General features: G+C 68.4%; 21 protein-coding genes. 11 read left to right on the forward strand and 10 right to left on the reverse strand.

Going from position 1 to position 20,470, the window contains the following annotated elements; translation table 11 throughout:
- Positions 1-25 precede the first annotated feature (25 nt).
- Positions 26-1,768, forward strand: a complete 1,743-nt coding sequence (locus AC5RV3_RS12760; protein ID WP_494122447.1) for a DUF4389 domain-containing protein — start codon at positions 26-28, stop codon at positions 1,766-1,768.
- A 58-nt stretch (positions 1,769-1,826) separates the two neighbouring features.
- Here the strand turns inward: AC5RV3_RS12760 and AC5RV3_RS12765 are convergent, their stop codons facing one another.
- Positions 1,827-2,966, reverse strand: a complete 1,140-nt coding sequence (locus AC5RV3_RS12765; protein WP_494122448.1) for a copper resistance D family protein — start codon at positions 2,964-2,966, stop codon at positions 1,827-1,829.
- A gap of 190 nt (positions 2,967-3,156) precedes the next feature.
- On the opposite strand from AC5RV3_RS12765, the gene AC5RV3_RS12770 reads away from it, so the two are divergent.
- On the forward strand, positions 3,157-4,224 hold the full coding sequence (locus tag AC5RV3_RS12770; protein WP_494122449.1) for an enoyl-CoA hydratase/isomerase family protein: 1,068 nt from the start codon (positions 3,157-3,159) through the stop codon (positions 4,222-4,224).
- 52 nt (positions 4,225-4,276) lie between these two features.
- On the opposite strand, the gene AC5RV3_RS12775 is transcribed toward AC5RV3_RS12770, so the two are convergent.
- The 4 genes from AC5RV3_RS12775 to AC5RV3_RS12790 all read right to left on the reverse strand — a co-directional run bounded on the left by AC5RV3_RS12775 (position 4,277) and on the right by AC5RV3_RS12790 (position 8,510).
- Positions 4,277-5,080 (reverse strand): ABC transporter permease, encoded by an 804-nt coding sequence (locus tag AC5RV3_RS12775; protein WP_494122450.1) that lies wholly within the window; start codon positions 5,078-5,080, stop codon positions 4,277-4,279.
- A 10-nt stretch (positions 5,081-5,090) separates the two neighbouring features.
- On the reverse strand, positions 5,091-6,020 hold the full coding sequence (locus tag AC5RV3_RS12780; protein WP_493987726.1) for an ABC transporter permease: 930 nt from the start codon (positions 6,018-6,020) through the stop codon (positions 5,091-5,093).
- A gap of 181 nt (positions 6,021-6,201) precedes the next feature.
- Complete coding sequence (locus AC5RV3_RS12785; protein WP_494122451.1) at positions 6,202-7,398, reverse strand: ABC transporter substrate-binding protein; 1,197 nt, start codon at positions 7,396-7,398, stop codon at positions 6,202-6,204.
- A 44-nt stretch (positions 7,399-7,442) separates the two neighbouring features.
- The gene (locus tag AC5RV3_RS12790; RefSeq protein WP_494122452.1) at positions 7,443-8,510 is read right to left on the reverse strand and encodes an ABC transporter ATP-binding protein; all 1,068 of its coding nucleotides are present in this window, start codon (positions 8,508-8,510) and stop codon (positions 7,443-7,445) included.
- A 182-nt stretch (positions 8,511-8,692) separates the two neighbouring features.
- Between AC5RV3_RS12790 and AC5RV3_RS12795 the strand changes: the two genes are divergently transcribed.
- Positions 8,693-9,478, forward strand: a complete 786-nt coding sequence (locus tag AC5RV3_RS12795; RefSeq protein WP_494122453.1) for a winged helix-turn-helix domain-containing protein — start codon at positions 8,693-8,695, stop codon at positions 9,476-9,478.
- Positions 9,475-10,284 carry a cache domain-containing protein gene (locus AC5RV3_RS12800; protein ID WP_494122454.1) on the forward strand — a complete coding sequence of 270 codons (810 nt, stop codon included), beginning with the start codon at positions 9,475-9,477 and terminating at the stop codon, positions 10,282-10,284. Before AC5RV3_RS12795 ends, AC5RV3_RS12800 begins: the two co-directional genes overlap by 4 nt.
- A 130-nt stretch (positions 10,285-10,414) precedes the next feature.
- On the opposite strand, the gene AC5RV3_RS12805 is transcribed toward AC5RV3_RS12800, so the two are convergent.
- The 3 genes from AC5RV3_RS12805 to AC5RV3_RS12815 all read right to left on the reverse strand — a co-directional run bounded on the left by AC5RV3_RS12805 (position 10,415) and on the right by AC5RV3_RS12815 (position 13,035).
- Positions 10,415-10,879: a hypothetical protein gene (locus tag AC5RV3_RS12805; RefSeq protein WP_494122455.1), complete on the reverse strand. Its 465-nt coding sequence runs from the start codon at positions 10,877-10,879 to the stop codon at positions 10,415-10,417.
- A gap of 10 nt (positions 10,880-10,889) precedes the next feature.
- Positions 10,890-12,452 (reverse strand): SDR family oxidoreductase, encoded by a 1,563-nt coding sequence (locus AC5RV3_RS12810; protein WP_494122456.1) that lies wholly within the window; start codon positions 12,450-12,452, stop codon positions 10,890-10,892.
- Between the two features lie 67 nt (positions 12,453-12,519).
- On the reverse strand, positions 12,520-13,035 hold the full coding sequence (locus tag AC5RV3_RS12815; protein ID WP_494111640.1) for a DUF6328 family protein: 516 nt from the start codon (positions 13,033-13,035) through the stop codon (positions 12,520-12,522).
- Between the two features lie 181 nt (positions 13,036-13,216).
- On the opposite strand from AC5RV3_RS12815, the gene AC5RV3_RS12820 reads away from it, so the two are divergent.
- The 6 genes from AC5RV3_RS12820 (at position 13,217) to AC5RV3_RS12845 (ending at position 17,794) form a co-directional block, all read left to right on the forward strand.
- The gene (locus tag AC5RV3_RS12820; RefSeq protein WP_494122457.1) at positions 13,217-14,038 is read left to right on the forward strand and encodes a DUF4397 domain-containing protein; all 822 of its coding nucleotides are present in this window, start codon (positions 13,217-13,219) and stop codon (positions 14,036-14,038) included.
- Positions 14,039-14,132: 94 nt separating this feature from the next.
- Complete coding sequence (locus AC5RV3_RS12825) at positions 14,133-14,825, forward strand: class F sortase (RefSeq protein WP_494108248.1); 693 nt, start codon at positions 14,133-14,135, stop codon at positions 14,823-14,825.
- Positions 14,826-14,889: 64 nt separating this feature from the next.
- Positions 14,890-15,462, forward strand: a complete 573-nt coding sequence (locus AC5RV3_RS12830) for an RNA polymerase sigma factor (protein ID WP_494108247.1) — start codon at positions 14,890-14,892, stop codon at positions 15,460-15,462.
- Positions 15,449-16,237, forward strand: coding sequence for an anti-sigma factor (locus tag AC5RV3_RS12835; protein WP_494122458.1), 789 nt, complete (start codon positions 15,449-15,451; stop codon positions 16,235-16,237). Before AC5RV3_RS12830 ends, AC5RV3_RS12835 begins: the two co-directional genes overlap by 14 nt.
- A gap of 67 nt (positions 16,238-16,304) precedes the next feature.
- Positions 16,305-17,108: a TspO-related membrane protein gene (locus AC5RV3_RS12840; protein WP_494122459.1), complete on the forward strand. Its 804-nt coding sequence runs from the start codon at positions 16,305-16,307 to the stop codon at positions 17,106-17,108.
- 125 nt (positions 17,109-17,233) lie between these two features.
- A complete protein-coding gene (locus AC5RV3_RS12845) occupies positions 17,234-17,794 on the forward strand; it encodes a Dps family protein (protein ID WP_494122460.1) in 561 nt (186 codons plus the stop codon).
- A gap of 108 nt (positions 17,795-17,902) precedes the next feature.
- On the opposite strand, the gene AC5RV3_RS12850 is transcribed toward AC5RV3_RS12845, so the two are convergent.
- Positions 17,903-18,721 (reverse strand): CPBP family intramembrane glutamic endopeptidase, encoded by an 819-nt coding sequence (locus AC5RV3_RS12850; RefSeq protein WP_494069260.1) that lies wholly within the window; start codon positions 18,719-18,721, stop codon positions 17,903-17,905.
- 79 nt (positions 18,722-18,800) lie between these two features.
- On the reverse strand, positions 18,801-19,076 hold the full coding sequence (locus AC5RV3_RS12855; protein WP_494122461.1) for a hypothetical protein: 276 nt from the start codon (positions 19,074-19,076) through the stop codon (positions 18,801-18,803).
- Positions 19,077-19,374: 298 nt separating this feature from the next.
- Here AC5RV3_RS12855 and AC5RV3_RS12860 point away from each other — a divergent pair, with 298 nt between their 5' ends.
- On the forward strand, positions 19,375-20,466 hold the full coding sequence (locus tag AC5RV3_RS12860; protein WP_494122462.1) for a polyprenyl synthetase family protein: 1,092 nt from the start codon (positions 19,375-19,377) through the stop codon (positions 20,464-20,466).
- The last annotated feature ends 4 nt before the right edge of the window (positions 20,467-20,470 follow it).

Raw genomic sequence — 20,470 nt, forward strand, 5'->3', positions numbered from 1 at the left:
CGGCACGCGCTGCGAAAGGACCGTCATGACCGCCCAACCTGCCCCGCCTCCTGCGCCCGGTCCGGCGCCTCCAGCGGCCCGCATGAAGCCCGGGCACTGGGTGCTGCTGGTCCTCGGCGTGCTGCTGACCGTCGCCGGGCTCGCCTTGACCATCAGCGCCGCCGTCATTCTTGGTGCCAGCGCCGTGCAAGGCGACGGCCGCTACCTGACCGGACCGACGGAGCAGTACCAGAGCACGGGGTATGCCCTCGTAGGCCCTTCCGTGGACGTCGACCCCGGGGCTGCCGGAATGCCCGATATTCCGCCGCTCGGAGACCTGGCCAGTTTCCAGGTGCGCGTCACCCCCGTGGTTCCGGACCAAGAGGTCTTCGTGGGCATCGCCGAGGCCTCCGACGCCGCGGCCTACCTGGAGGGCGTTTCCTACACCTCGCTCGGTGACGCCTTACGGTCCGACGCCGGGGACCGGCCGGGTCGCTCGTCGTGGTTCGATGACGACGACGAGGTGACCTCGGAAGGGGACCGCGTTCCGGCCCCGCCCGGCGAGCAGGACTTCTGGACCGAATCGACCTCCGGCAGCGGCCCGCAGCAGATTGCCTGGGAGTTGCAACCCGGCCGGTGGTCACTGGTCGTGATGAACGCGGACGCTTCCCGCCCGGTGTGGGTGGAGGTGCAGGCAGGGGCACGATCCGATGTGCTGGGACCGACCGGGAACGGCCTCTTGATCGCCGGGCTGATCGGCCTGGTCGTCGGTATTCCCCTCCTGCTGCTCGGTTCCGCAGGCCTGGGCCGCGACATCGATCAGGATCGTTCCCGTCCGGGCCAGGGTCAGGGTCCGGGTCCGGACGGCCTGGAGCCGTACCGGCGCCCAGGCCAGGGCTCGGGAGCCGCGCCGGCCGGGAATGCCGGGTGGGGAAGGACGACGCAGGTATACCCGGTGCTGGTGACGGGCTTCCTGGACGGCCGGCTGTCCCGGTGGCTGTGGCTCGTCAAGTGGTTGTTGGCTATTCCGCACTACATCGTCCTGGCCGTGCTGTGGTTCGCCGTGTTGATAACCACTATCGCGGCCGGGATCGTGATCCTGTTCACCGGGCGCTATCCGAGGTCCTGGTTCCGCTACAACGTCGGTGTACTGCGCTGGTCCTGGCGCGTGGGTTTCTACGGGTACTCCGCGCTGGGCACCGACCGGTATCCGCCGTTCACACTGGCCGCCGCCGACTACCCGGCCGACCTGGACGTGGCTTACCCGCAGCGCCTCTCGCATTGGCTCGTGCTGGTGAAATGGTGGCTGCTGGCCATCCCGCACCTGCTCATCGTCGGCATCTTCACCAGCGGCACCGGTGCAGCCTGGGACCGCGGTTGGGGCAGAGGCTGGGGCGAGGACGCCTATGCGTCCCCCGCCACGTGGGGCCCCTCGCTGCTGGGCCTGCTCGTGCTGATCACCGCGGTGATCCTGCTGTTCAGCGGCCGATACCGGCAGGAGCTGTTCGCCCTGATCGTCGGCATCAACCGCTGGGCCTACCGGGTGGCGGCCTACGTTTTGCTGATGCGCGACGAGTACCCGCCCTTCCGCCTGGACCAAGGGCCGGTCGACCCGCCCGCCCCGGCCGCAACGCATGGGCCCGGCAACCCGGAGGCCGCGCCCCCGGGGCAAGGGCCCGTCAACCCGCCGGCGCGGCCGGCCCGGCCGGAAGAACCCGGGACACCGGGAACACCGCCGCCGGGCAACGGGGGACCCGAGCCATGGACCCGTCCGCCCGGGACGACCTAAGCCAAGGGTCTGCGCCCAGCCCTCACCCGCACATCGAGTGTCCGCTCGGCGGAACAAGCTAGGGCAGAGGTGTCCGCGCCAGCGCTATCGCCAGGCCATAGGCCGCCGCCATCACCATGAGCTCGGCGGCGGCCAGCCGGAGGAACGGCCGCAGGGGTGCGGGTTCGGCCGGCAGCCGGGCATCCGCCGCGGTCTGGAGGCCGGCGCGAGTGCGCCCGTGCACCGCCAGCCCGCGCAGCGTCGTGCGGCGATGCAGCCAGCCACACATGATCAACAGCGCAAACGCCGCCGTTTTCCCCAACACGAGGAGCCCGTAGCCGGACACCAGCGCGGCCGGGGCCTGCACCTGGAGCAGGGCATTGACCAGGCCGCTGGCAGCCACCGCTGTGGCGCAGGCCAGCGCCAGCGTGCTGTAGCGCCGCATGGTCCGCAGGAAGTGGTCGGGTGCCTGCCGTGCCAGATACGCCACACCCGCCAACCCGCCCGCCCAGAGGCCCGCGGCCGACACATGGATGCCCAGGCTGGCAACCGCCAGAAAGTGTTCGTCGTGGCTGGAGGCATGGCCCGTCAGCGGCGGCATGGCGAGGGCCGCCACCAGGAGGATCAGCGCCAGGCCCGCGCCCGTGGCCGTGCGCGAGAACCATGCGGTCACCGCCGCCACGACCGTCAGTACAGCCTGAAAGAGCAGGACCCTGCCGGGCCTGACCTCCAGCACCACCCGTATCAGCTCAGCGGTGTCCAGCTGGCTGACGGGAACGCCGAGCAGTTCGCTCCCGGTCAACCAGAGGCGGAACAACACGGCCGGCACGGCGGCGGCTCCCAGGACGGCCGCCACGACGACCAGCCCCCGGCCCGCACCCGACAGCTCCTGACTCCCCGCGGGCAGGGCAAGCAGCGCGACGCAGGCGAAGCCGGCGCCCAGGACCAGGCTGACGGTGGCCAGCAGCGTGGCAGCCGGCAGCCCCCAGGCTGTCACCGCTCCCGCCGTGGGCAGACCCGGCAAGGGCGGCGCCGCCGCACCTCCCGCGGCAAGCCCGACGGCCAACAGCCCGGCCCCCAGCAGCAGACAGGAGGCCGCAACGGCCCAGACGGGCAGCCGGCGCAGCGGCGGTTCCGGAGGTCCGGATGCTGGCTGCGTGCCCGGTTCCGGAGGTCCGGATGCCGGCTGCGTGCCCGGTTCCGCGTCGGGATGGGTCATTCGTGCAGGATAGGCCGCCCACCTCGCGGCGTCGAGAGGCTGCACGTCGGCGGCCGCCCTTCAGCCGTTGCTACCTCCGGCCGGTTGTCGCCCGACGAACGGCCCCTAAGCCCCTGACGCGGGGCCCGTCGCCGGCGAACGGCCGCAGGCCCGCTGACGCGGCGGCCACCGCCGGGTAGGCTGGCCTGCGATGAATACCAACGAGATACTGCTGCAGCGTACCGGCCGCCTGGGCCACATTGTCCTGAACCGACCCAAGGCCATCAACGCCCTCAACGACTCGATGATCACGGCGATCACGGCGGCCCTCCGCGAGTGGGCCGAGGACGACGCCGTGGAGACCGTCCTGATTTCCGGCGCCGGGGAACGGGGACTGTGCGCCGGCGGCGACATCGTGGCCATCTACCGGCACATGAAGGACGGCGGCGACCAGGTCTTCTGGGAAGACGAGTACCGGATGAACTCGCTGATCTCCCGCTATCCCAAGCCGATCGTGGCGTTCATGGACGGCGTGGTGCTCGGCGGGGGCGTCGGAGTGTCGGCACACGCCTCCTACCGGGTAGTGACCGAACGGACCAAGATCGGCATGCCGGAGACCCGGATCGGGTTCATCCCCGACGTCGGGGGCTGCTTCCTGTACTCGAGGGCACCGGGGGAGCTGGGCACCCACCTCGCGCTGACCGCAGGCACCGGGACCGGAGCCGACGCCATCGCGATGGGCCTGGCCGACTATTTCGTGGACAGCGCGGAGCTTCCGGCCCTGGCGGCCGCGCTCGCCGAAGCCCCGGCCATCGAAGCCATGGCGGCCTTCTCCCACACGGACATCCCGGCGTCGGACCTGGAAAAGGAACGCCACTGGATCGATGAGTGCTACGCGCACGACGACGCGGAGCAGATCCTCGCCGCCCTGCGGAACTCCCCGGTCCCGGCCGCGCAGGCCGCCGCCGAGGAGATTGCCATGAAGTCGCCCACGGCCGTGAAGCTTACGCTCGAGGCCCTCCGCCGGGCGGGCAAGATGGAGACGCTGGAGGAGGTGCTCGACCAGGACTACCGTCTGGGCATCCGGCTGGTCGCCGCTCCGGACTTCGCCGAGGGCGTGCGCGCCCAGGTGATCGACAAGGACCGCAATCCGCGCTGGAACCCGGCCACGCTCGCGGAGGTGGACCGTGCCTCCGTCGAGGCCTACTTCGCGGACCTCGGCGAGGACGAACTGGGCCTGGCCGCATCCGTGGAAGCACAACCCGCCGCGGGAAGCTAGACGAACGGCGCGGACCCCGGAAACCGGGAACCCGCGCCGTTCCTGCTGTTGCCTATTTCTTGTCGTCTCCGGTCATCCGCTGGCTGAGGTAGACCGGGATCATCGACACGATGATCAGCACGGCGGCGATCACGTTTACCACCGGTGCCTGGTTGGGCCGGGCCATGTTGTTGAAGATCCAGATGGGCAGGGTCTCCGTTCCGGGCGGTGCCGTGAACGTGGTCACCACAATCTCGTCGAAGCTCAACGCGAAGGCCAGGAGGCCGCCGGCCACGAACGCCGAGCGGAAACCCGGGAACGTGACCTGGAAGAAGGTCTTGACCACGTTGGCGCCCATGTCCATGGCGGCCTCTTCCAGGCCCTTATTCATCCGGCCCAGCCTGGCCTGCACGTTGTTGAACACCATGACGATGCAGAACGTTGCGTGACCCACGATCACGGAGAACAGCCCGAGGCCGATGCCGAGCGGCTCCAACACTGTCTTGAACGTGTTGTTCAGTGCCACGCCGGTGACGATGCCGGGCAGGGCGATGGGCAGCACCACCAGCAGGTTGACGGTGTTCTTGCCGAAGAAGTCGTACCGGGAAAGCGCGAACGCGATCATCGTGCCCAGCAGCAGCGCAGTCACCGTGGCTACCGCGGCCACGCGAAGCGACGTCCAGAGGGCCTCGCGGACGCCTTCATTGTGGAAGGCGGCTTCCCACCAGCGGGTGGTGAATTCCGTGATGGGGAAGGCGCCGGAGGTGGTGGCGTTGAACGAGTTGAGGATCACCAGCAGCAACGGCAGGTAGATCGCGGCCATCACCAGCCCGGCGAAAAGCCGCAGCGTGAACTTGGCGGAGGAGGAAAGTCTCATCGGTCTGTTCCTAAAGCTGCTTGAGGGCGCCGGACTTGCGGGCCAGGAAGAGATACAGGACAACCACCACGATGGGCACGGTGCCGAATGCGGCGGCCAGCGGCGGATTGAGGTTGATGTTGGAGGCGATCACGGTGCCGATCACCTGCGTCTTGCCGCCCACGAACTGCGCGGCGATGTAGTCGCCCAGGCTCAGCGAGAACGTGAAGATGGACCCGGCAATGAACGCCGGCTTCAGCAGCGGGACGGCCACGGTGCGCACGGTGGACCACGCCTTCGCGCCCAGGTCCGAGGAGGCATCGAACAGGTTGTCCGGGATTTGGCGGAAGGCCGAGTACACCGGCACGGCCATGTAGGGGAACCACAGGTAGGCCAGGGTGATGATCAGTGCCGCGGTGCCGTAGCCCGGCCCCGTCATGCCCAGCGGCGCCAACAGCCAGTCCAGCGGCCCGCCGCTCATGAACGTGATGCGCCAGGAGAACACCTTCACCAGGTAGCCGGCCCACAGCGGCAAGGTGATGCCGATGGCCAGCACGGCCCGCATCCGCGGCGAGGCGACCTTGGCCATGTAGAGGCCCAGCGGCAGCGCCAGCACGGCGCACAGCACCGTCACGGACAGCGCGATGCCGATGGTCCGCAACGCGGTCAGCTGGTAGGCCGGCACGGTGAGGATCTCCACGAAGTTCTCCACGGTGAACGCCGGGATCACTTTGGAGGTGAAGGTGTCGGTGGTCCAGAACGCGGTGATGAACAACAGGATCAGCGATCCGATGTACAGCACGCCCAGCCACGCCAGCGGCAGGGTCAGGAGTGCGGCCAAGCGCAGTTTCGGGCGCGCGTACAGCAGTCGGGAGATCCGGTCGCCCAGTCCGCCGCGCTGGCTGCCCGGCGCCGGGGCGGTGCCGGCCGCGGCCTCCGGTTCAATCGTTGGTGCTGCCATGGTGGTTTCCGGCGGGCTTGCCCGCCGTTCCTCCTTCAGATGCGGTGCTGATCAAGATGCGGTGCGCACGGCCGGCGGGGCACCGGCGTCGTGCTGGGGGAGTGCCTCCACGGCAGGGGTACGACGACGGTGCTCACCGCGCGCCGCACCCCTGCCCGGGGAGGGGTGCTGGAGGGAGGGGTTAGCCCTTGACCTCGGTCCAGGCCTTGGTCCACTCCTGGTAGTTGGTGCAGGTGGCATCGGTGCGGCCGTCAATGCACTGCTCCACCGGGGTGGTCCACATCCACACCTGCTTGTAGTAGTCCTCGTCCGTGGCGTGGTAGGTGGCGCAGTGCTCCTCGTTCTTCTTGGAGCCTTCGCACGCCAGCGCGTTGGCTGGGGCCATGCCGAAGTTCTGGGCCATCTTGGCGTTCACCTCGGCGGAGGAGGCCCAGTCCATCCACTGGTAGGCGCAGTTGGGGTTCTTGGACTGCGCGGAGAGCATCCACGTGTCGGACCAGCCTGTGGCGCCTTCCTTCGGCAGCACGGACTCGACCTTTCCGCCGTCGGCCTGGGCGATGTTCACGATGACCTGCCAGCCGGTGCCCAGGGACGCGGTCCCGGAGGAGATGGAGGAGACGGCCTTCAGCGCATCGTTCCAGTACTCGCCGGCGATGTCGTTCTGGGCCTTGAGCAGTTCCACCGCTGCGGCAAGCTGCTCCTTATCCAGCGCGTAAGGGTTGGTGATCCCCAGGTCCGGCTGCGTGGCCATCAGGTAGAGGGCCGCGTCGGCAATGAAGATCGGCGAATCGTAGGCCATGATCTCGCCGGCGTATTCGCTGTTCGGGTCCCAAGTGGCTTCCCACGAGTCCGGGGCTTCGGGCACCGCCTCGGTGTTGTACATCAGGACGTTGGCGCCGCGGCCGATGGGAACGCCGTAGGTCTTGCCGTTAAGCGTGTCGTAGATCTGGCCCTTCAGGCCGTCCACGATGTGGCCGAAGTTCGGGATCAGGTCGGTGTTGATCGGGGCCACGTCACCGCCGGCAATAAGGCGCAGCGAGGCGTCGCCGGAGGCCGAGACCAGGTCGTACTCGCCGGTGCGCATCAGCTGGACCATCTCGTCGCTGGTGGCGCCGACCTTGCGGTTGACCTTGCACTGGGTCTCTTTTTCAAACTCGGTGACCCAGTCGGCGTCGGGATTGGTGGAGCCGTCCTCGACGAAGCCGGCCCAGGCGATGATGTTGACTTCGCCCTCGGACTCGCCCACCTCGGTGGCCGCCGGTAAGTCCGGGACCTGGATGCCGCCGGCGGACGAAGCGGGAGCGGAGCCGCCGCAGCCGGCCAGGACCAGCGAGAGCGAGGCGAGTGCCGCCAGCGGCAGTGCCTTGGTGATCTTCATGGGGTGCCTTTCCTTCGGTGCGTAGTGATGTAGTTGGTGCGGGACTAGACGGTGTAGTTGAAGCGCGAGGACCACTGCAGCCGGACCCGGTCACCGCGCCGGGCACCGGAGGCACGGGAATCGTTCGGCTCCTGGACAATCAGGGTCTGCCCGACGGCGGTGCGCGCCACGAAGCGGGTGGCGGGGCCTGTGTAGATGACCTCCTCGATCACCGCTTCCACGGTGGAGAGGCCATCGGCCGCCGCGGGCTCGTCCACGGGGCGGATGTGGATTCGCTCCGGCCGGATGCTCAGCAGCGCCTCGGAACCGGTGAGCTGTTGGGCCAATGCGCCCTTTACCAGGTTGGTGTTGCCGAGGAAGGACGCAACGAACCGGCTGCCGGGGCGTTCGTACAGATCCTCCGGCGTGCCCACCTGCTCCACCACTCCTTCGTTGAACACGGCCACGCGGTCCGAGAGCGTGAGCGCTTCTTCCTGGTCGTGGGTGACGAAGACGAACGTGATGCCCACGGTGCGCTGGATCTGCTTCAGCTCCACCTGCATCTGTTCGCGCAGCTGCTTGTCCAGTGCGCCGAGGGGTTCGTCCAGGAGCAGCACCTGCGGGCGCAAAACCAGCGCCCGGGCCAGGGCAACGCGCTGGCGCTGGCCGCCGGAGAGCTGGGAGGGCAGCCGGTCGGCCACCTGGGGCAGGCGGATCATCTCCAGTGCCTCGTTCACCAGCTTGCGGCGCTCGGTCCGCGGCGTCTTGCGCAGCTTGAGCCCGTACTCCACGTTCTGCGCCACGCTGAGGTGCGGGAAGAGGGCGTAGTCCTGGAAAACGGTGTTGACGTCGCGTTCGAACGGCGCCTTGGACGTGACGTCGCGGCCGGCCAGGTCGATGCGGCCGGAGCTGGGCAGCTCGAAGCCCGCGATCATCCGCAGCACGGTGGTCTTGCCGGAGCCGGAGGGGCCGAGCAGCGAGAAGAACTCGCCCTGGCGGATGTCCAGGTCCAGACCCTTCACGGCGGTGAAGTCGCCGAAGGTCTTCACGACCTGCTGCAGGGAGATGGCAGGCGTAGCGGTGGCCGCCGTGCTGTCCGGGGCAGTGGATGCGGAGGTGGCTGTGGCGTGCACGGCTGGGTCCTTTCAAGAGGCTGATGTGGCGTGGACTACATCGTCATGCGTTAACCTATGAAACCAGAGGTTAAATGTAAAGCGGGTCACATCGTGTACATTTTTTGTTACGGGCTGTTCCGGTGGCGGCCCTCCGCCGCGTCCTGCTGTCCTGCGGGCGGTCCGTCTGGAAGGATCGACGCATGCCCACGGATTCCCCGCCACGCCAGCGCTTGCTCGCCGCGGTCTTCGCCCCGCTGGGTGAGGGCGGCAAGGCGCAGCGCGTGGAGGACCGGATTCTGGAAGGGATTGCCGCGGGTGTGCTGGCCGACGGCGACCGGCTGCCCAGCGAGGCCGAGCTGGCTTCCTCGATGGGGGTGGCTACCGTGACGGCCCGGGAAGCCTTGGTGGGCCTGCGTTCCCGCGGGCTGGTGGCCACCCGGCGGGGCCGCGAAGGGGGTACCTTCGTCACCGTCCCCACCGGACGGCGTGCGGAACTGGTCCGTGACCGCTTGGGCCGGATGAGCCGGGTGGAACTGCGCGACCTGGCCATCCATTACCGTGCCATTGCCGCGACCGCCGCCGAACTGGCGGCGGATTTTGCGGACCCCGACGACGCCGAAATGCTGCGCCGGATCCTGCATGGCTCCCGTCCGACAGGCACCGGCGGGGCCGTCGTCGGTGATTTCCTGCTGGAGCTGGCAGCGTTGAGCCAGTCGGCGCGGCTGACGCGTGAGTTCGTCCGGCTCTACAAGGACTTTGGTCCGTTGATGTCGCTGCTGCACGAGGACGCGGAGTTCGACGCCAAGATGGTGCAGTTGTGCGACCGTATTGCCGATGCGGTTGCCGCAGCCGATGCCGCGACGGCGCGTGAAACAGTGACCGCGCAGATCCAGGCCGGATTGGCGGCGCTGATCGATGAACATGCCCGGCTGACCGACCGGCCCTCCGGCCCGACGCCCGCTACCGCCCAAAGGAGGACGGGATGAGTTCCATGACCGAACCGGAAGCGGCGCGTGCCGCGGATCCGCTCGCCGAGGTCACCGGATTCTTCGAAGACATCCTGGCCGAAGTCAACGCCTGGGTACCGGCCCTGGCCGGGCTGTTTAGGGACCCGGCGAGGCCGCCGGGCGGCAGGCAGATCACCACGACCATGCAGCCGCTGGCCGCTGAGCTGGTGGGGAGGGCGGAATGGCCCGTGGTCGGCGCCGGCTTTGTTGCCGCCGCCCACGCCGTGGCCGACGCTTCCTGGCACATGGCGTGGTGGCAGGGCGAAAGCATGGAGCGGCTGGTTCTGCCCGCCCTGGCATCGGCGTCCGACGCCTACATGCGGCGTGAGTGGTTCACCCGGCCGATGGAAACCGGCCTGCCGCATGTCACCGGACCCTACGTGGACTTCCTCTGCACCGACGAATACACCATGACCATGACGGTCCCGGTCGCAGCGGGGGAGCGGCGCGTCGGCGTGGCGGGAGCCGACGTCTTTGTCGAATCGCTGGAACCGCTGCTGCTGCCGGCGCTGAAGAGCCTGCACCCGGCCGCGGCCCTGGTCAACCGTGCCGGCCGCGTGGTGGTCTCCGCCGACGCCCAGCTGGCCGCCGGCACGCTGCTGGCACCGGGTGCCGTGTCAGCGTCCGGTCCGGAGGAAGGGGATGGCGGCGAGCCGGGAAGCCCGGCTGGTCGTCCGACCCGGCCCCGGACCGTGGCGCCCCGCGGCGACCGGTACGCCGGCCGGGAGCTCGTCGTGCTGGCCTGCGGCCGGCTGCCGCTGGCGGTTGTCTACCCGCAGGCTTAGGCCCGGAACCGCCGCAGGCGGTCCTGGCTCGAAGACCTTCCGGGAAGGCAGGGTCGGGGTCGTGCTTGCCGGGATCAGGCGACGAGACCGCGCCGGCCAAGGTCAGCCGCCGGCGTCCCGCCGGCCGGGATCACGTGCCCGCGTCCCGCTGGCCGGGGGCGTTTGCCTCGTGGTTCCGGAGCCCGTGAGTGCGCCGGTCCTCTTTCATCCCGGCCTCGAACAGGTGCTTGCGGCCGCCAGCCAGCGCCTCGCGTGCTTGCCGCTCCAGCTCCTTGAAGGGGCCGTAGTAGATCTCGTCGTACTCGTCGATGATCTGGAACGTCCAATGTCCCTCGATGACGTTGCGGCCCACGATTTCCCGGTCGACCGTCTCGGCCAGTTGATGGTGTCCTGCCTTGCGCAGCAGCTCCACCGCCTCGCCCAGCGCCAGGTCGGCCGTACCGGTGAGCCGGTGAAAGCCGTACAGCAGGCCGCGGGCGTGTTCCACCGCCTCCAGCGCCTCGGAGATCTTGCCCAGGGCCTCAAGGGTGGCATCGTCGAGGCCCTCGGGGCGTCGATACTTTTCCGCGGGCCCGTCGTCCGGTCGCTCGTTCATGCTGGGCACTCTAGCCCTTGCCGGCCATCGCGTCACCGGCAGCCCCGCGCCCGGCAGCGTCACCGACGGTCGCGTCACCGGCTGTCCGGAGCCCGGCGGCCCGCCGGATGATGTTGCGGGCCATGGACGGGAAGATCAGTCCGTGGAAGGGGAGCACCAGCCACCAGTAGAGCTTGCCGGAAAGGCCTGTAGGGAAGTAGATGGCCCGCTGCCGGTACACGCTGCCGCCGTCCTCGGGAACCACCGACAGCTCCAGCCAGGCCTGGCCCGGCACCTTCATCTCCGCGTGCAGCCGCAGCAGCCGGCGCTCCGGTGCGTCCTCGATGGCCTCCACCCGCCACCAGTCCACCGCGTCGCCGACGCTGAGCCGGTCGGCATGCCGGCGGCCGCGGTTGAGCCCGGCGCCGCCCACCAGCTTGTCCAGCACGCCCCGGATGGCCCAGGCCGCGGGCCACGAGTACCAGCCGCTGTCCCCGCCGATCCCCTGGATCACCCGCCACACGTCCTCGGCCGGAACCGTGGATCCGCGTTCCCGCGCGTCCACGAACACGGTCCGGCCGGCCCACTCCGGGTCGCTGGGCAGTGGGTCTGACGGCGGGCTGTTGGAAGCATTGGTCCAGCTGGTCTCCACCTCGCCGCTGGCCATCTTGCCCAGGGCCAGCTGCACCGCGCGGCGATAGCCGGTCAGCCCGCCCTCGGGCGGCGGGATGTAGCGGTCGATGTCGTGCTCCGCGGAGACGGCGTCGTGCTGCAGGGACTGCACCAGCGGCACGGCCATGGCGTGCGGAATCGGGGTCGTCAGCGCCACCCACCAGCCGGCCAGCGCGGGAGCCGGAATCGGCAGGGCATAAATCAGCCGCCGCGCCAGCCCGGCCTCGCGCGCGTACCCGTACATCAGTCCCGCGTAGGTGATCCGTTCCCGGGAGCCGATGTCGAACGTGCGGTTCAGTCCGGCCGGCAGCTCCGGCGCCCGTTCCAGGTAGTGCAGCACGTCGCTGATGGCTATCGGCTCCACGATGCGCTCCACCCAGCTGGGCGCCGGCATCACCGGAAGGTTCTCCGCCAGATGCCGGATCATCTCGAAGGAGGCGGAACCGGAGCCGATCACGACGCCGGCCTGGAAGACCGCCGCCGGCACGTCGCCTTCCAGCAGGGCCCGGCCCACGGCAGCACGCGAGCGCATGTGGCGGGAGAGTTCGACGTTCTCCGGATGCAGCCCGCCCAGATAGACGACCCGTTGCGCCGCGGCCGCCGCAGCGGCGGCGGCCACAGTGCGGGCTATGGCCAGTTCGCGTCCTTCGAAGTCAGTTCCGGAGGCCATGGAGTGCACCAGGTAGAACACGGTCTGCACGCCGGAGCAGGCCCGCTTGGCATCGTCGGCGTCGGCGAGGTCGCCCGCAACGATGTCCACGTCGTCGTGCCACGGAACCGCCGCGAGCTTGCCCGGTGAGCGGACCAGGACGCGGACGGCGTAGCCGCGGGCCAGCAGCCGCGGAACCAGCCGCCCGCCAATGTAGCCGGTGGCACCGGTGACCAGCACCAGCTGCGGCGTCGGTTCCGGTTCAGTGGCCATGCCGCCATGCTTCCACTCGCGCCGGACCCTGTCACGGGGTCAATGGCCCGGAAAGCGCCGCAACACGTCAGTCGCTGGAGCGCGCCTCTGAACCGCGCAGCCCGCGCTGCAGCAGGTACGGCAGGATCCACAGCAGGAAGAACATCGCCACCAGGACGCTGCCGCCCACCGCCAGGGCAGGGACGTCCCCGGCGATCACGTCCACGATGAACGCCACGCAGCCGGTGGCCAGCAGCCCGATGCCCAGCACCGCGACCTTCACGATCCGGTGCCCGTGCGCCACGGTCGCGTCTTTGAGGTGCAGCCCGAACAGCTTGCGGTGGATCGCCACCGGCGTCAGGATCACCCCGGTCATGAGCGCCGCGAGCACCAGCAGCGCAATGTACAGACCCACCTGGTACGGGGCCAGATCGCTGAAGCGGCTCTGGAACGGAAGCGTCATCAGGAACGCCGTGATGATCTGCGCGCCGGTCTGCATCACCCGCAGTTCCTGCAGCAGTTCGTTCCAGTTCCGGTCCAGCTTCTCCTCGAAGGTCTCGGTCCGGCCTTTTGAGTGTTCGTTAACGCGATCTTCCGTAGCCATAGGAAAAACTTAGCGTCTTCCGCGGCTCTGCATGGAACGGACGACGACGGCGGTGCTCGCCACCGCTGGCGATGGCTGAAAAAAACTTTCATGAAAGTGCATCCAAATACCCTGCCCGGACAGTAGTAGGGATGTAAGCACCGATCAGCCCGGAGCATCCGGGCCGTTGAAGGAGAAGGAAATGCGCAAGAGCATCGTTACCGTTTCAGCCTTGGGGCTTCTGGCACTCGGCGCGGCAAGTCCCGCCCAAGCAACGGAACAGGAAGCCCAGCTTTCGGTCCTGCACGGCGTCCCGGATTTGACCGTGGACGTGTGGGTCAACGGCGAGCGGACGCTGGATGATTTCGCTCCCGGTGACCTGGCCGGCCCGCTGGCCCTGCCTGCCGGCGCGTACTCGCTGGCCATCACCGCCTCGGACGCCGAGAACGCCGACAGCCCCGCCATCGGCCCGGTGGATGTCCAACTGGAGGGCGGCGGCAACTACACGGCCGTGGCCAACCTGGACGCCGAGGGCAATCCCACCGCCAACCTGTTCGCCAACGACGTCTCGGCCATCGACGCCGGCAAGGGCAAGCTGACTGTGCGTCACACGGCCGCCGCCCCCGCCGTCGATGTGCTGGCGGGCGGATCACCGGTGATCGAAGGCCTGTCCAACCCGAACGAACAGACCCTCACCCTGGACCCGAGCACGATCTCCGCGGCTGTGGCTGCGGCGGGCACCACCGAGCCGGTGATCGGGCCGGCCGACGTGCCGGTGGCGGAGGGCACCCACACGGTCGTCTACGCCTGGGGCAGCCTGGAGGACGGCAACCTGGCTCTGGCGGTGCAGAACATTGAAGGACTGCATTCCGCACCCGGTGCAGTGCCGGGCGGCATGTCGGGCGCGGCCGCGGAGTCCGGCCCGGACTACACCATCGCCGCGGTTGCCGGCGGAGCAGTGCTGCTGCTCCTCGGCACCGGCGCAGTCGCCCGTCGCAGGCAAGCGGTTCGCACCACCGACTAACTGCGACGGGTCTGAAGAAGCCGGCGGCGCCAGCCCGGGGCGCCGCCGGCTTCCATCGCTCCGGCACCGGCAACCACCCCTTGAGGAAAGAATCATGACCGTACTGACGACGACGATGGGCACCCGCGCAGGGCTCCTGTGCTGCGGTGTCTTGATCGCCGCTACCGGCTGTGCCGCACCGATGCAGCCGGCCGCGAGCCGGCAGGTGGTACCGGCCGCTTCCCCGGCAGCTGAAAAAACCCCAGCCGGGCCCGTGGATACCGCGGTATCGATGGTCGACAAGATCCCGGATCCTGCGGATATCCCGGTGCAGCCCGCCGCACCACCGACCACCGCCAGCGACGAGACACCGCCCACCCGGCTGCTCGTGGCCGGTACGTCAATCGATGTGAGCGTCGTCGACGTCGGCGTCAACACCGACAACGCCATGGAAATCCCCAAGTCGGTTAAGCGGGCGGGTTGGTACCGCTACGGTGCCGCGCCGGGTGACCGGACGGGGACCGCGGTGCTGGCGGCCCACGTCGACACCCTGACGGGCATGGCTCCCTTCTCCGAACTGAGGCAGCTCGAGCCGGGCACCCTCATCACGGTCGAACGGGAGGCGGCCGAGCCCGTCACCTACCGTGTCACCGAGGTGGCGCTGATGGACAAGGACGATTTCGACGGACAGGGGATCTTTCGCCGTGATGGAAAACCGCTGCTCAAGCTGGTCACCTGCGGTGGCCAATGGCTGGACGCACGAGAGGATTACAGCCACAATGTGGTTGTCACGGCAGTTCCTGACTGACTTCTCCGGTCCTTCAACACCTGTTAGCGTGGCGTTTCCTCCCACCAACCGGAAGGACGCAGGCTTGGTACCTCATCCTTTCGATGCGTGGGACACGGACATCGATGCGGCCTTTGCTGCCGGCGAGGAGTCTGCCATCGCCGATGCTTACCGGCACCTGGCCCCGCTCGTCCACACGCTGGCCGCCAGGGCACTGCGGGACAAGTCCGCGGCGGACGACATCACGCAGGAAGTATTTATCCGGGCCTGGCGAGCCCGGGAAGGATTTGATCCCGCGCTCGGCCGGTTGCCGGCGTGGATCGTGGGAATCACCCGCCGCGCCATCGCTGATGCGTATTCCTCCGCCGCCCGGGAGCAGCACAAACTCCGGGCCGTTTCGGCGGTAATGCCCGACCCCGAATTCGCCCGGGACGCACAGTCGCCGGAAGTCCTCGCAGACCGCCTGCTGCTGGACGACGAGCTGGAGCGGCTGGGCGAACCCAAGGGCTCCATCATGCGCTTGGCGTTCTACGAGGATCTGACCCACGAGCAGATCTCCCACCGGCTGGACCTTCCCGTTGGTACCGTCAAGAGCCATATTCATCGCAGTTTGCACCACCTGAGGAGCCGTTTGGAGGTCGGCCATGCAGCATCTTGATCCGGAACTGATCAGCCTGCTGGCGCTGGACGACGCCGTCGGCAACCAGTCCGACAGGGACCATCTGCGCCACTGCAGCCAGTGCTCGGACGAGTACCAGGCGCTCCGCCGGGCGGTGGAGGCAGTGAGGGCCGACCCCGAACCGACCCTGGACTCACCCGGCCCGGCGGTCTGGGAAACCATTCACCGGGAGCTGGCGCTTTCCCCCGAACTGGCCGCGGACCCTTTGCAGGGCCGTGCAGAGACCGCCCCGGCGGGGCGCCGGCCCTCCCGGACCCCGTCATCCCGGGGGGTGCCTGCCAAGCCCCAGGCTGCCCGACGCCTCCCGGCCGGACCTCCCTCCTCCCGGCGCCTGCCCTCCCGGCACCTGCCCGCCTGGCTGGCCGCCGCGGCGGCGGTGGCGATCATTGCCGCCATCGGCATCTCCTGGGGCGTCACCCGCGACGCCGCCACCCTGGCGCAGGCGGCGCTGGAGCCGCTGGAGCAATACGCGGCCACCGGAACGGCCCGGGTGGTGGAAGCCGACGGCACCAGGGAACTTGAGATCCGGCTGAGTGAGAACGAGGCGCAGGGATATCAGGAGGTGTGGCTCATAGCGCCGGATTTGTCCGCCCTGGTCAGCCTCGGCGTGATGGAGTCGGACACCGGTAGGTTCGCCATCCCGGAAGGGCTGGACCTGTCGCAGTTCCCCATCGTCGATGTTTCGGACGAACCGTTGGACGGTAACCCCGAGCACTCCAGCGTCAGCATCGTCCGCGGCACCCTCGACACCTAGCTGTCCCTCCGGTCAAGACAGGAAAGTCTCGCAGCGCACCTAACATCCGTCGACAGCCGGAGGAATCATGCAGCAGCAAACGGAGACGAGGACCGGACCGGCCGTGCCGATCCTGGTGTTGGTCAGTTCCCTGGTGGCCATAGCCGCCGCCTTCCTGGGCAGCGGGGTGCTCCTGGGGACGCCGATTCAGGAGGCGGCAGGGGGTTGGTTGAACGAAGACTCGACGCCGCTGGCCCCTGCCTCGGCGGCCTTCCGTATCTGGTCGGTCATTTACCTGGGCCTGCTGGCCTACGCGGTGTGGCAACTGCTGCCGGCGCAGCGGCAGTCGGAACGGCACGCGGCCTTGCGGCCCTGGGCCGTGGCGGCCATGCTCCTGAACGCGTCCTGGATCTGGGTGGTGCAGGCGGGCCTGTTGGTGTTCAGCCTGACGGTGATTGTTGTCCTGCTGGCGGTGCTGGCGCGCATCCTCGTGCTGCTGGTCTGGTCGACTTCCGGCGCGTGGCAGGACACCCTGATCACCGACGGCACCTTCGGGCTGTACCTGGGCTGGGTCACGGTGGCCACGGTCGCCAACACCTCCGCCGTCCTCGCCGCGTCCGGGCTGGACGGCATTGGACTCCCGGTGACCTTGCTGTCTTCCATCGTGCTCGCCGTCGCGGCGGCGATCGGCGTCGGGACCGCCCTGTACAGCCGCGGCCGGATGGCGCCGGCCCTGGCCACCACCTGGGGGCTGGCGTGGATCGCCGTCGGACGACTGGATGGCGGGCTGGTCGACGAGGGCACCGCGATTGCTGCCGGCATCTGCGCGGCGGTGGTGCTGGTCTCCGCCGTCGTCATTCGGTTCATTGCCAGGGGAGCCCCGGGAGATTAGTAAGGGTGCTGAATTTCGCCCTTGGCTGACGGAAGCGGCGCCGACGGGACGAAACCGCCGGCCATGGCTAGGTTGGAAATAGCAGCACGCCGACAAGCGGCAGCACCTACACAAGGAGGTTTCTCATGGCGGAAACGAACCGATCGAAGGCAAGCTACACCGTACCGGGGCTCGAAATTGAAGAGGGTGTCAAGGTCGCGGACCTCTTGCAGATGCGGCTTCACGCCCTCAATGACCTGCAGCTGACGCTCAAGCACGCACATTGGAACGTGGTGGGCCGCGACTTCATCGGTGTCCACGAAATGCTGGACCCGCAGATCGAAAAGGTCCGCGCCATGATCGACGAGACAGCCGAGCGCATCGCCACGTTGGGCGTCTCGCCGAACGGTTTGCCCGGCGCCCTGGTCAAGGAACGCAGCTGGGATGATTACGACATCCACCGTGCCGGGACCGCCGAGCATCTGGCCGCCCTGGACGTCGTGTACAACGGCGTGATTTCCGACCACCGCGAGGCCATCGAAACCGTCGGCGAGATCGATCCGGTCACGGAGGACATGCTGATCGGCCAGACCGCCGAGCTGGAGCTTTTCCAGTGGTTCATGCGCGCACACCTGGAAAACAGCGCCGGTGAACTGACTACCGCAGGCGCCAGGACCGAAAAGGGTGCGGCCAAGAAGACGAAGTAGCCCCGGTAGCCTTCACGCACGCCAAGCGCACGCAGGGCCCGGCGACACTCCGCTGTAGGGAGTGTCGCCGGGCCTTTTGCATCCTGGGCGCGGGCGGGAGCAGAGGGGTTAGTACAAGAAGATCGGCAGCCAGTCGCGGTTGTGCGCGTGGACCAGCGCCAGGAACAGTACGAAGTCGAAGATCAGGTGCACGGATACGACGTAGGTGAACGACTTTGTCAGCTTGAAGGTGTAGCCCTGCAGCAGCGCGAACGGGAAGGTCAGCAGCGGCCCCCAGGCCTGGTATCCGATTTCCCACAGGAAGGACGAGAACACGACGGCCTGCAGGATGTTGGCCAGCCAGTCGGGAAAGTGCCGGCGCAGCAGCGTGAAGGTGGTGCAGATGAAGAACAGTTCGTCCCAGATGCCCACGGCGTTCACGCCGAGAAAGAGCCGCCAGAAGATCGTGGGGTCGGAGGCGTCCGGCCAGTTTTGGTAGACGCCCGTGCTGACCAGGTACACCGGCAGGATGAAATATCCGAGCGCCACGACGCCGATGAGGTACAGCTTGGCAGACAACGGCCATTTACGGCCGGTGTTGATCGGGAATCTGATGATCTTCTCGCGGTAAACAAACCTGGACACCAGCCACGGCACCAGGACGGCCAACGCGAGGGCGCCACCCATCAGGGCCATGTGCCCGATGCTCAGGTCTGCGTTCAGGGGAACCAGGCTGATGATCAGCATCCCCGCGGCGATCAGCCCGAGATGCCGCACAAACTCCAGATCAACCAGCGCCGCCGTGGCCACGCTCAGCGCGAGCAGGCTGTAGCCGAGGGGGCCATTCTCGACGGCAAACAGCAGCACACCTGACGCCGAGAGGAACACCGCCGGCACCAGTTTCCAGCTCAGCGCGGTCCGGGGTGGTTCGGTCGAGATTGTTGTCACGCAACCAGCATGGCAGCACAGCCGCCTGCGCGGAAACCGTTGACGGCTTAGCGCCCGGTTGGTTCCACTCCAGCGCCGGCTAGTGGTGGCCGGCCCTGGTGGTGCCGAACATCAGCGTGCGGCGGCTGATGTCGTAGTACACGGTCTCCGCGGTTGAGAGGAGGTCCTGGAGGTTGTCGGCGTCGTCGGCATCCAGCGTCAGCACCTCTTCCCAGGCGCCCTGGTCCAGGACCAGTTGCAGGGTCCAGGTGCCCGGGGCGCCTGGCTCGCCGGCCACCCAGGTGAACTGGTAGTGGCTGAGCTGGCGGACCTTGATGCTGTCGTCGGTGACAGGCTGTTGCGGTGTCGGTGTCATGGTTTTTTCCTTTTCGCGAGGAAGCCTTAACCGGCCTCACCTGGCGCCGGGGTCCGGACGATATACCCCAACGATGCTAAGTGTGCTTACCACTTTCCATGATGGGACAGCCGCTGGCAAGCCTTTGTCCGACATTGGCGCGGGGCCCGCCACAACGACCGGCTACTTGGGGATCGGGGCGCCGCCAACCGGTGGCAATGGTCGCGTACTGGGGCGGAGTGACGCACACTATGGAACAACGAAGTGCAGAACTGACGGGGGCAGCCATCGCGTCCCCACCTTGGGGAGAAGGTCAGTCATGACTCTGAACGCCGAAAGCCGCGCGAGCGCCGGGGCAGCGTCGGGCTCCTGTGACTGGCAACGCCTGGGTCCCCTCGTCGAGTCGGAACTTCAGCGTTTCGCCGCAGGGAATCGCGCCCGGGCCGGCACGCTCTCGCGTTCCTTCCCCGTGCTGTGGGACCGCATTGATGCTGCGCTGGGTGGCGGCAAGCGGATGCGGCCCAGGATGGTGCAGCTCGCCTATAGATCCTTCGGCGGCGAGGATCCGCGCCGCTGTGCCCGGCTGGCGGCGGCGTTCGAGCTGCTGCACACGGCGCTGGTAGTGCACGACGACGTCATCGACAGGGACTTCCTACGCCGCGGCTTGCCGACCATCGGAGCTCGTTACCGGGACGACGCCGTGGGTCTGGGGTTGTCCCGTCGCGAGGCCGAACATCTGGGCCACTCGGCGTCGATCATTGCCGGCGACCTCCTGCTGGCCGGCGCCCTGCGGATGGCCGGCAGCTCCGGCGCGGGGCTGCCGTGCGCCGACGTTCTGATGGATACGGTCCACGACGCCGTCTTTGCCTCGGCGGCGGGCGAACTCGACGATGTCCTGCTGTCCGCCTCGACGGAGAGCCCGCTCCTGGGCGATGTCCTCGGCATGGAAAGTTTGAAGACGGCGGCCTACTCGTTCGAGGCGCCGCTGAAAGCGGGGGCGTTGTTGGCCGGCGCCGACCGGCAGCCGGCCGAAGCGCTCGCCGCGGTGGGTCGCCGCATCGGCCTGGCCTACCAGATCGTGGACGACGTTCTGGGGACCTTCGGGGAGCCCGGTGCCACGGGCAAGTCTGCCGAATCCGACCTGCGCGAGGGTAAACGCACCGTGCTGACCGCGTATGCGGCAGAGGCGGATGGGTTCGACAGCCTGCTGGCTGCGTTTCGGCGCGGCGCGGCGGGGGTCGGCGAGGTCCGCGCGGCGCTCAAGGACTGCGGGGCCGACACGCAGGCAATGGGGCTGGCTCGCAGCCTGGTTGACGAAGCGCTCGAGGAGTCCCGCAGCCTGCCGCTGGACGCCGGGGCGTGGAGCGAACTGGCACGGGTCTGCAACCACGTGTTGACGAGGGGGAACTAGCGGC

The organism is Arthrobacter sp. Y3221114 (genome assembly GCF_059092625.1).

Coding starts and splice junctions, on each gene's coding strand:
- AC5RV3_RS12760 (WP_494122447.1), top strand. CDS start 26: ATGACCGCCCAACCTGCCCCGCCTCCTGCGCCCGGTCCGGCGCCTCCA.
- AC5RV3_RS12765 (WP_494122448.1), bottom strand. CDS start 2,966: ATGACCCATCCCGACGCGGAACCGGGCACGCAGCCGGCATCCGGACCT.
- AC5RV3_RS12770 (WP_494122449.1), top strand. CDS start 3,157: ATGAATACCAACGAGATACTGCTGCAGCGTACCGGCCGCCTGGGCCAC.
- AC5RV3_RS12775 (WP_494122450.1), bottom strand. CDS start 5,080: ATGAGACTTTCCTCCTCCGCCAAGTTCACGCTGCGGCTTTTCGCCGGG.
- AC5RV3_RS12780 (WP_493987726.1), bottom strand. CDS start 6,020: ATGGCAGCACCAACGATTGAACCGGAGGCCGCGGCCGGCACCGCCCCG.
- AC5RV3_RS12785 (WP_494122451.1), bottom strand. CDS start 7,398: ATGAAGATCACCAAGGCACTGCCGCTGGCGGCACTCGCCTCGCTCTCG.
- AC5RV3_RS12795 (WP_494122453.1), top strand. CDS start 8,693: ATGCCCACGGATTCCCCGCCACGCCAGCGCTTGCTCGCCGCGGTCTTC.
- AC5RV3_RS12800 (WP_494122454.1), top strand. CDS start 9,475: ATGAGTTCCATGACCGAACCGGAAGCGGCGCGTGCCGCGGATCCGCTC.
- AC5RV3_RS12805 (WP_494122455.1), bottom strand. CDS start 10,879: ATGAACGAGCGACCGGACGACGGGCCCGCGGAAAAGTATCGACGCCCC.
- AC5RV3_RS12810 (WP_494122456.1), bottom strand. CDS start 12,452: ATGGCCACTGAACCGGAACCGACGCCGCAGCTGGTGCTGGTCACCGGT.
- AC5RV3_RS12815 (WP_494111640.1), bottom strand. CDS start 13,035: ATGGCTACGGAAGATCGCGTTAACGAACACTCAAAAGGCCGGACCGAG.
- AC5RV3_RS12820 (WP_494122457.1), top strand. CDS start 13,217: ATGCGCAAGAGCATCGTTACCGTTTCAGCCTTGGGGCTTCTGGCACTC.
- AC5RV3_RS12825 (WP_494108248.1), top strand. CDS start 14,133: ATGACCGTACTGACGACGACGATGGGCACCCGCGCAGGGCTCCTGTGC.
- AC5RV3_RS12835 (WP_494122458.1), top strand. CDS start 15,449: ATGCAGCATCTTGATCCGGAACTGATCAGCCTGCTGGCGCTGGACGAC.
- AC5RV3_RS12840 (WP_494122459.1), top strand. CDS start 16,305: ATGCAGCAGCAAACGGAGACGAGGACCGGACCGGCCGTGCCGATCCTG.
- AC5RV3_RS12845 (WP_494122460.1), top strand. CDS start 17,234: ATGGCGGAAACGAACCGATCGAAGGCAAGCTACACCGTACCGGGGCTC.
- AC5RV3_RS12855 (WP_494122461.1), bottom strand. CDS start 19,076: ATGACACCGACACCGCAACAGCCTGTCACCGACGACAGCATCAAGGTC.
- AC5RV3_RS12860 (WP_494122462.1), top strand. CDS start 19,375: ATGACTCTGAACGCCGAAAGCCGCGCGAGCGCCGGGGCAGCGTCGGGC.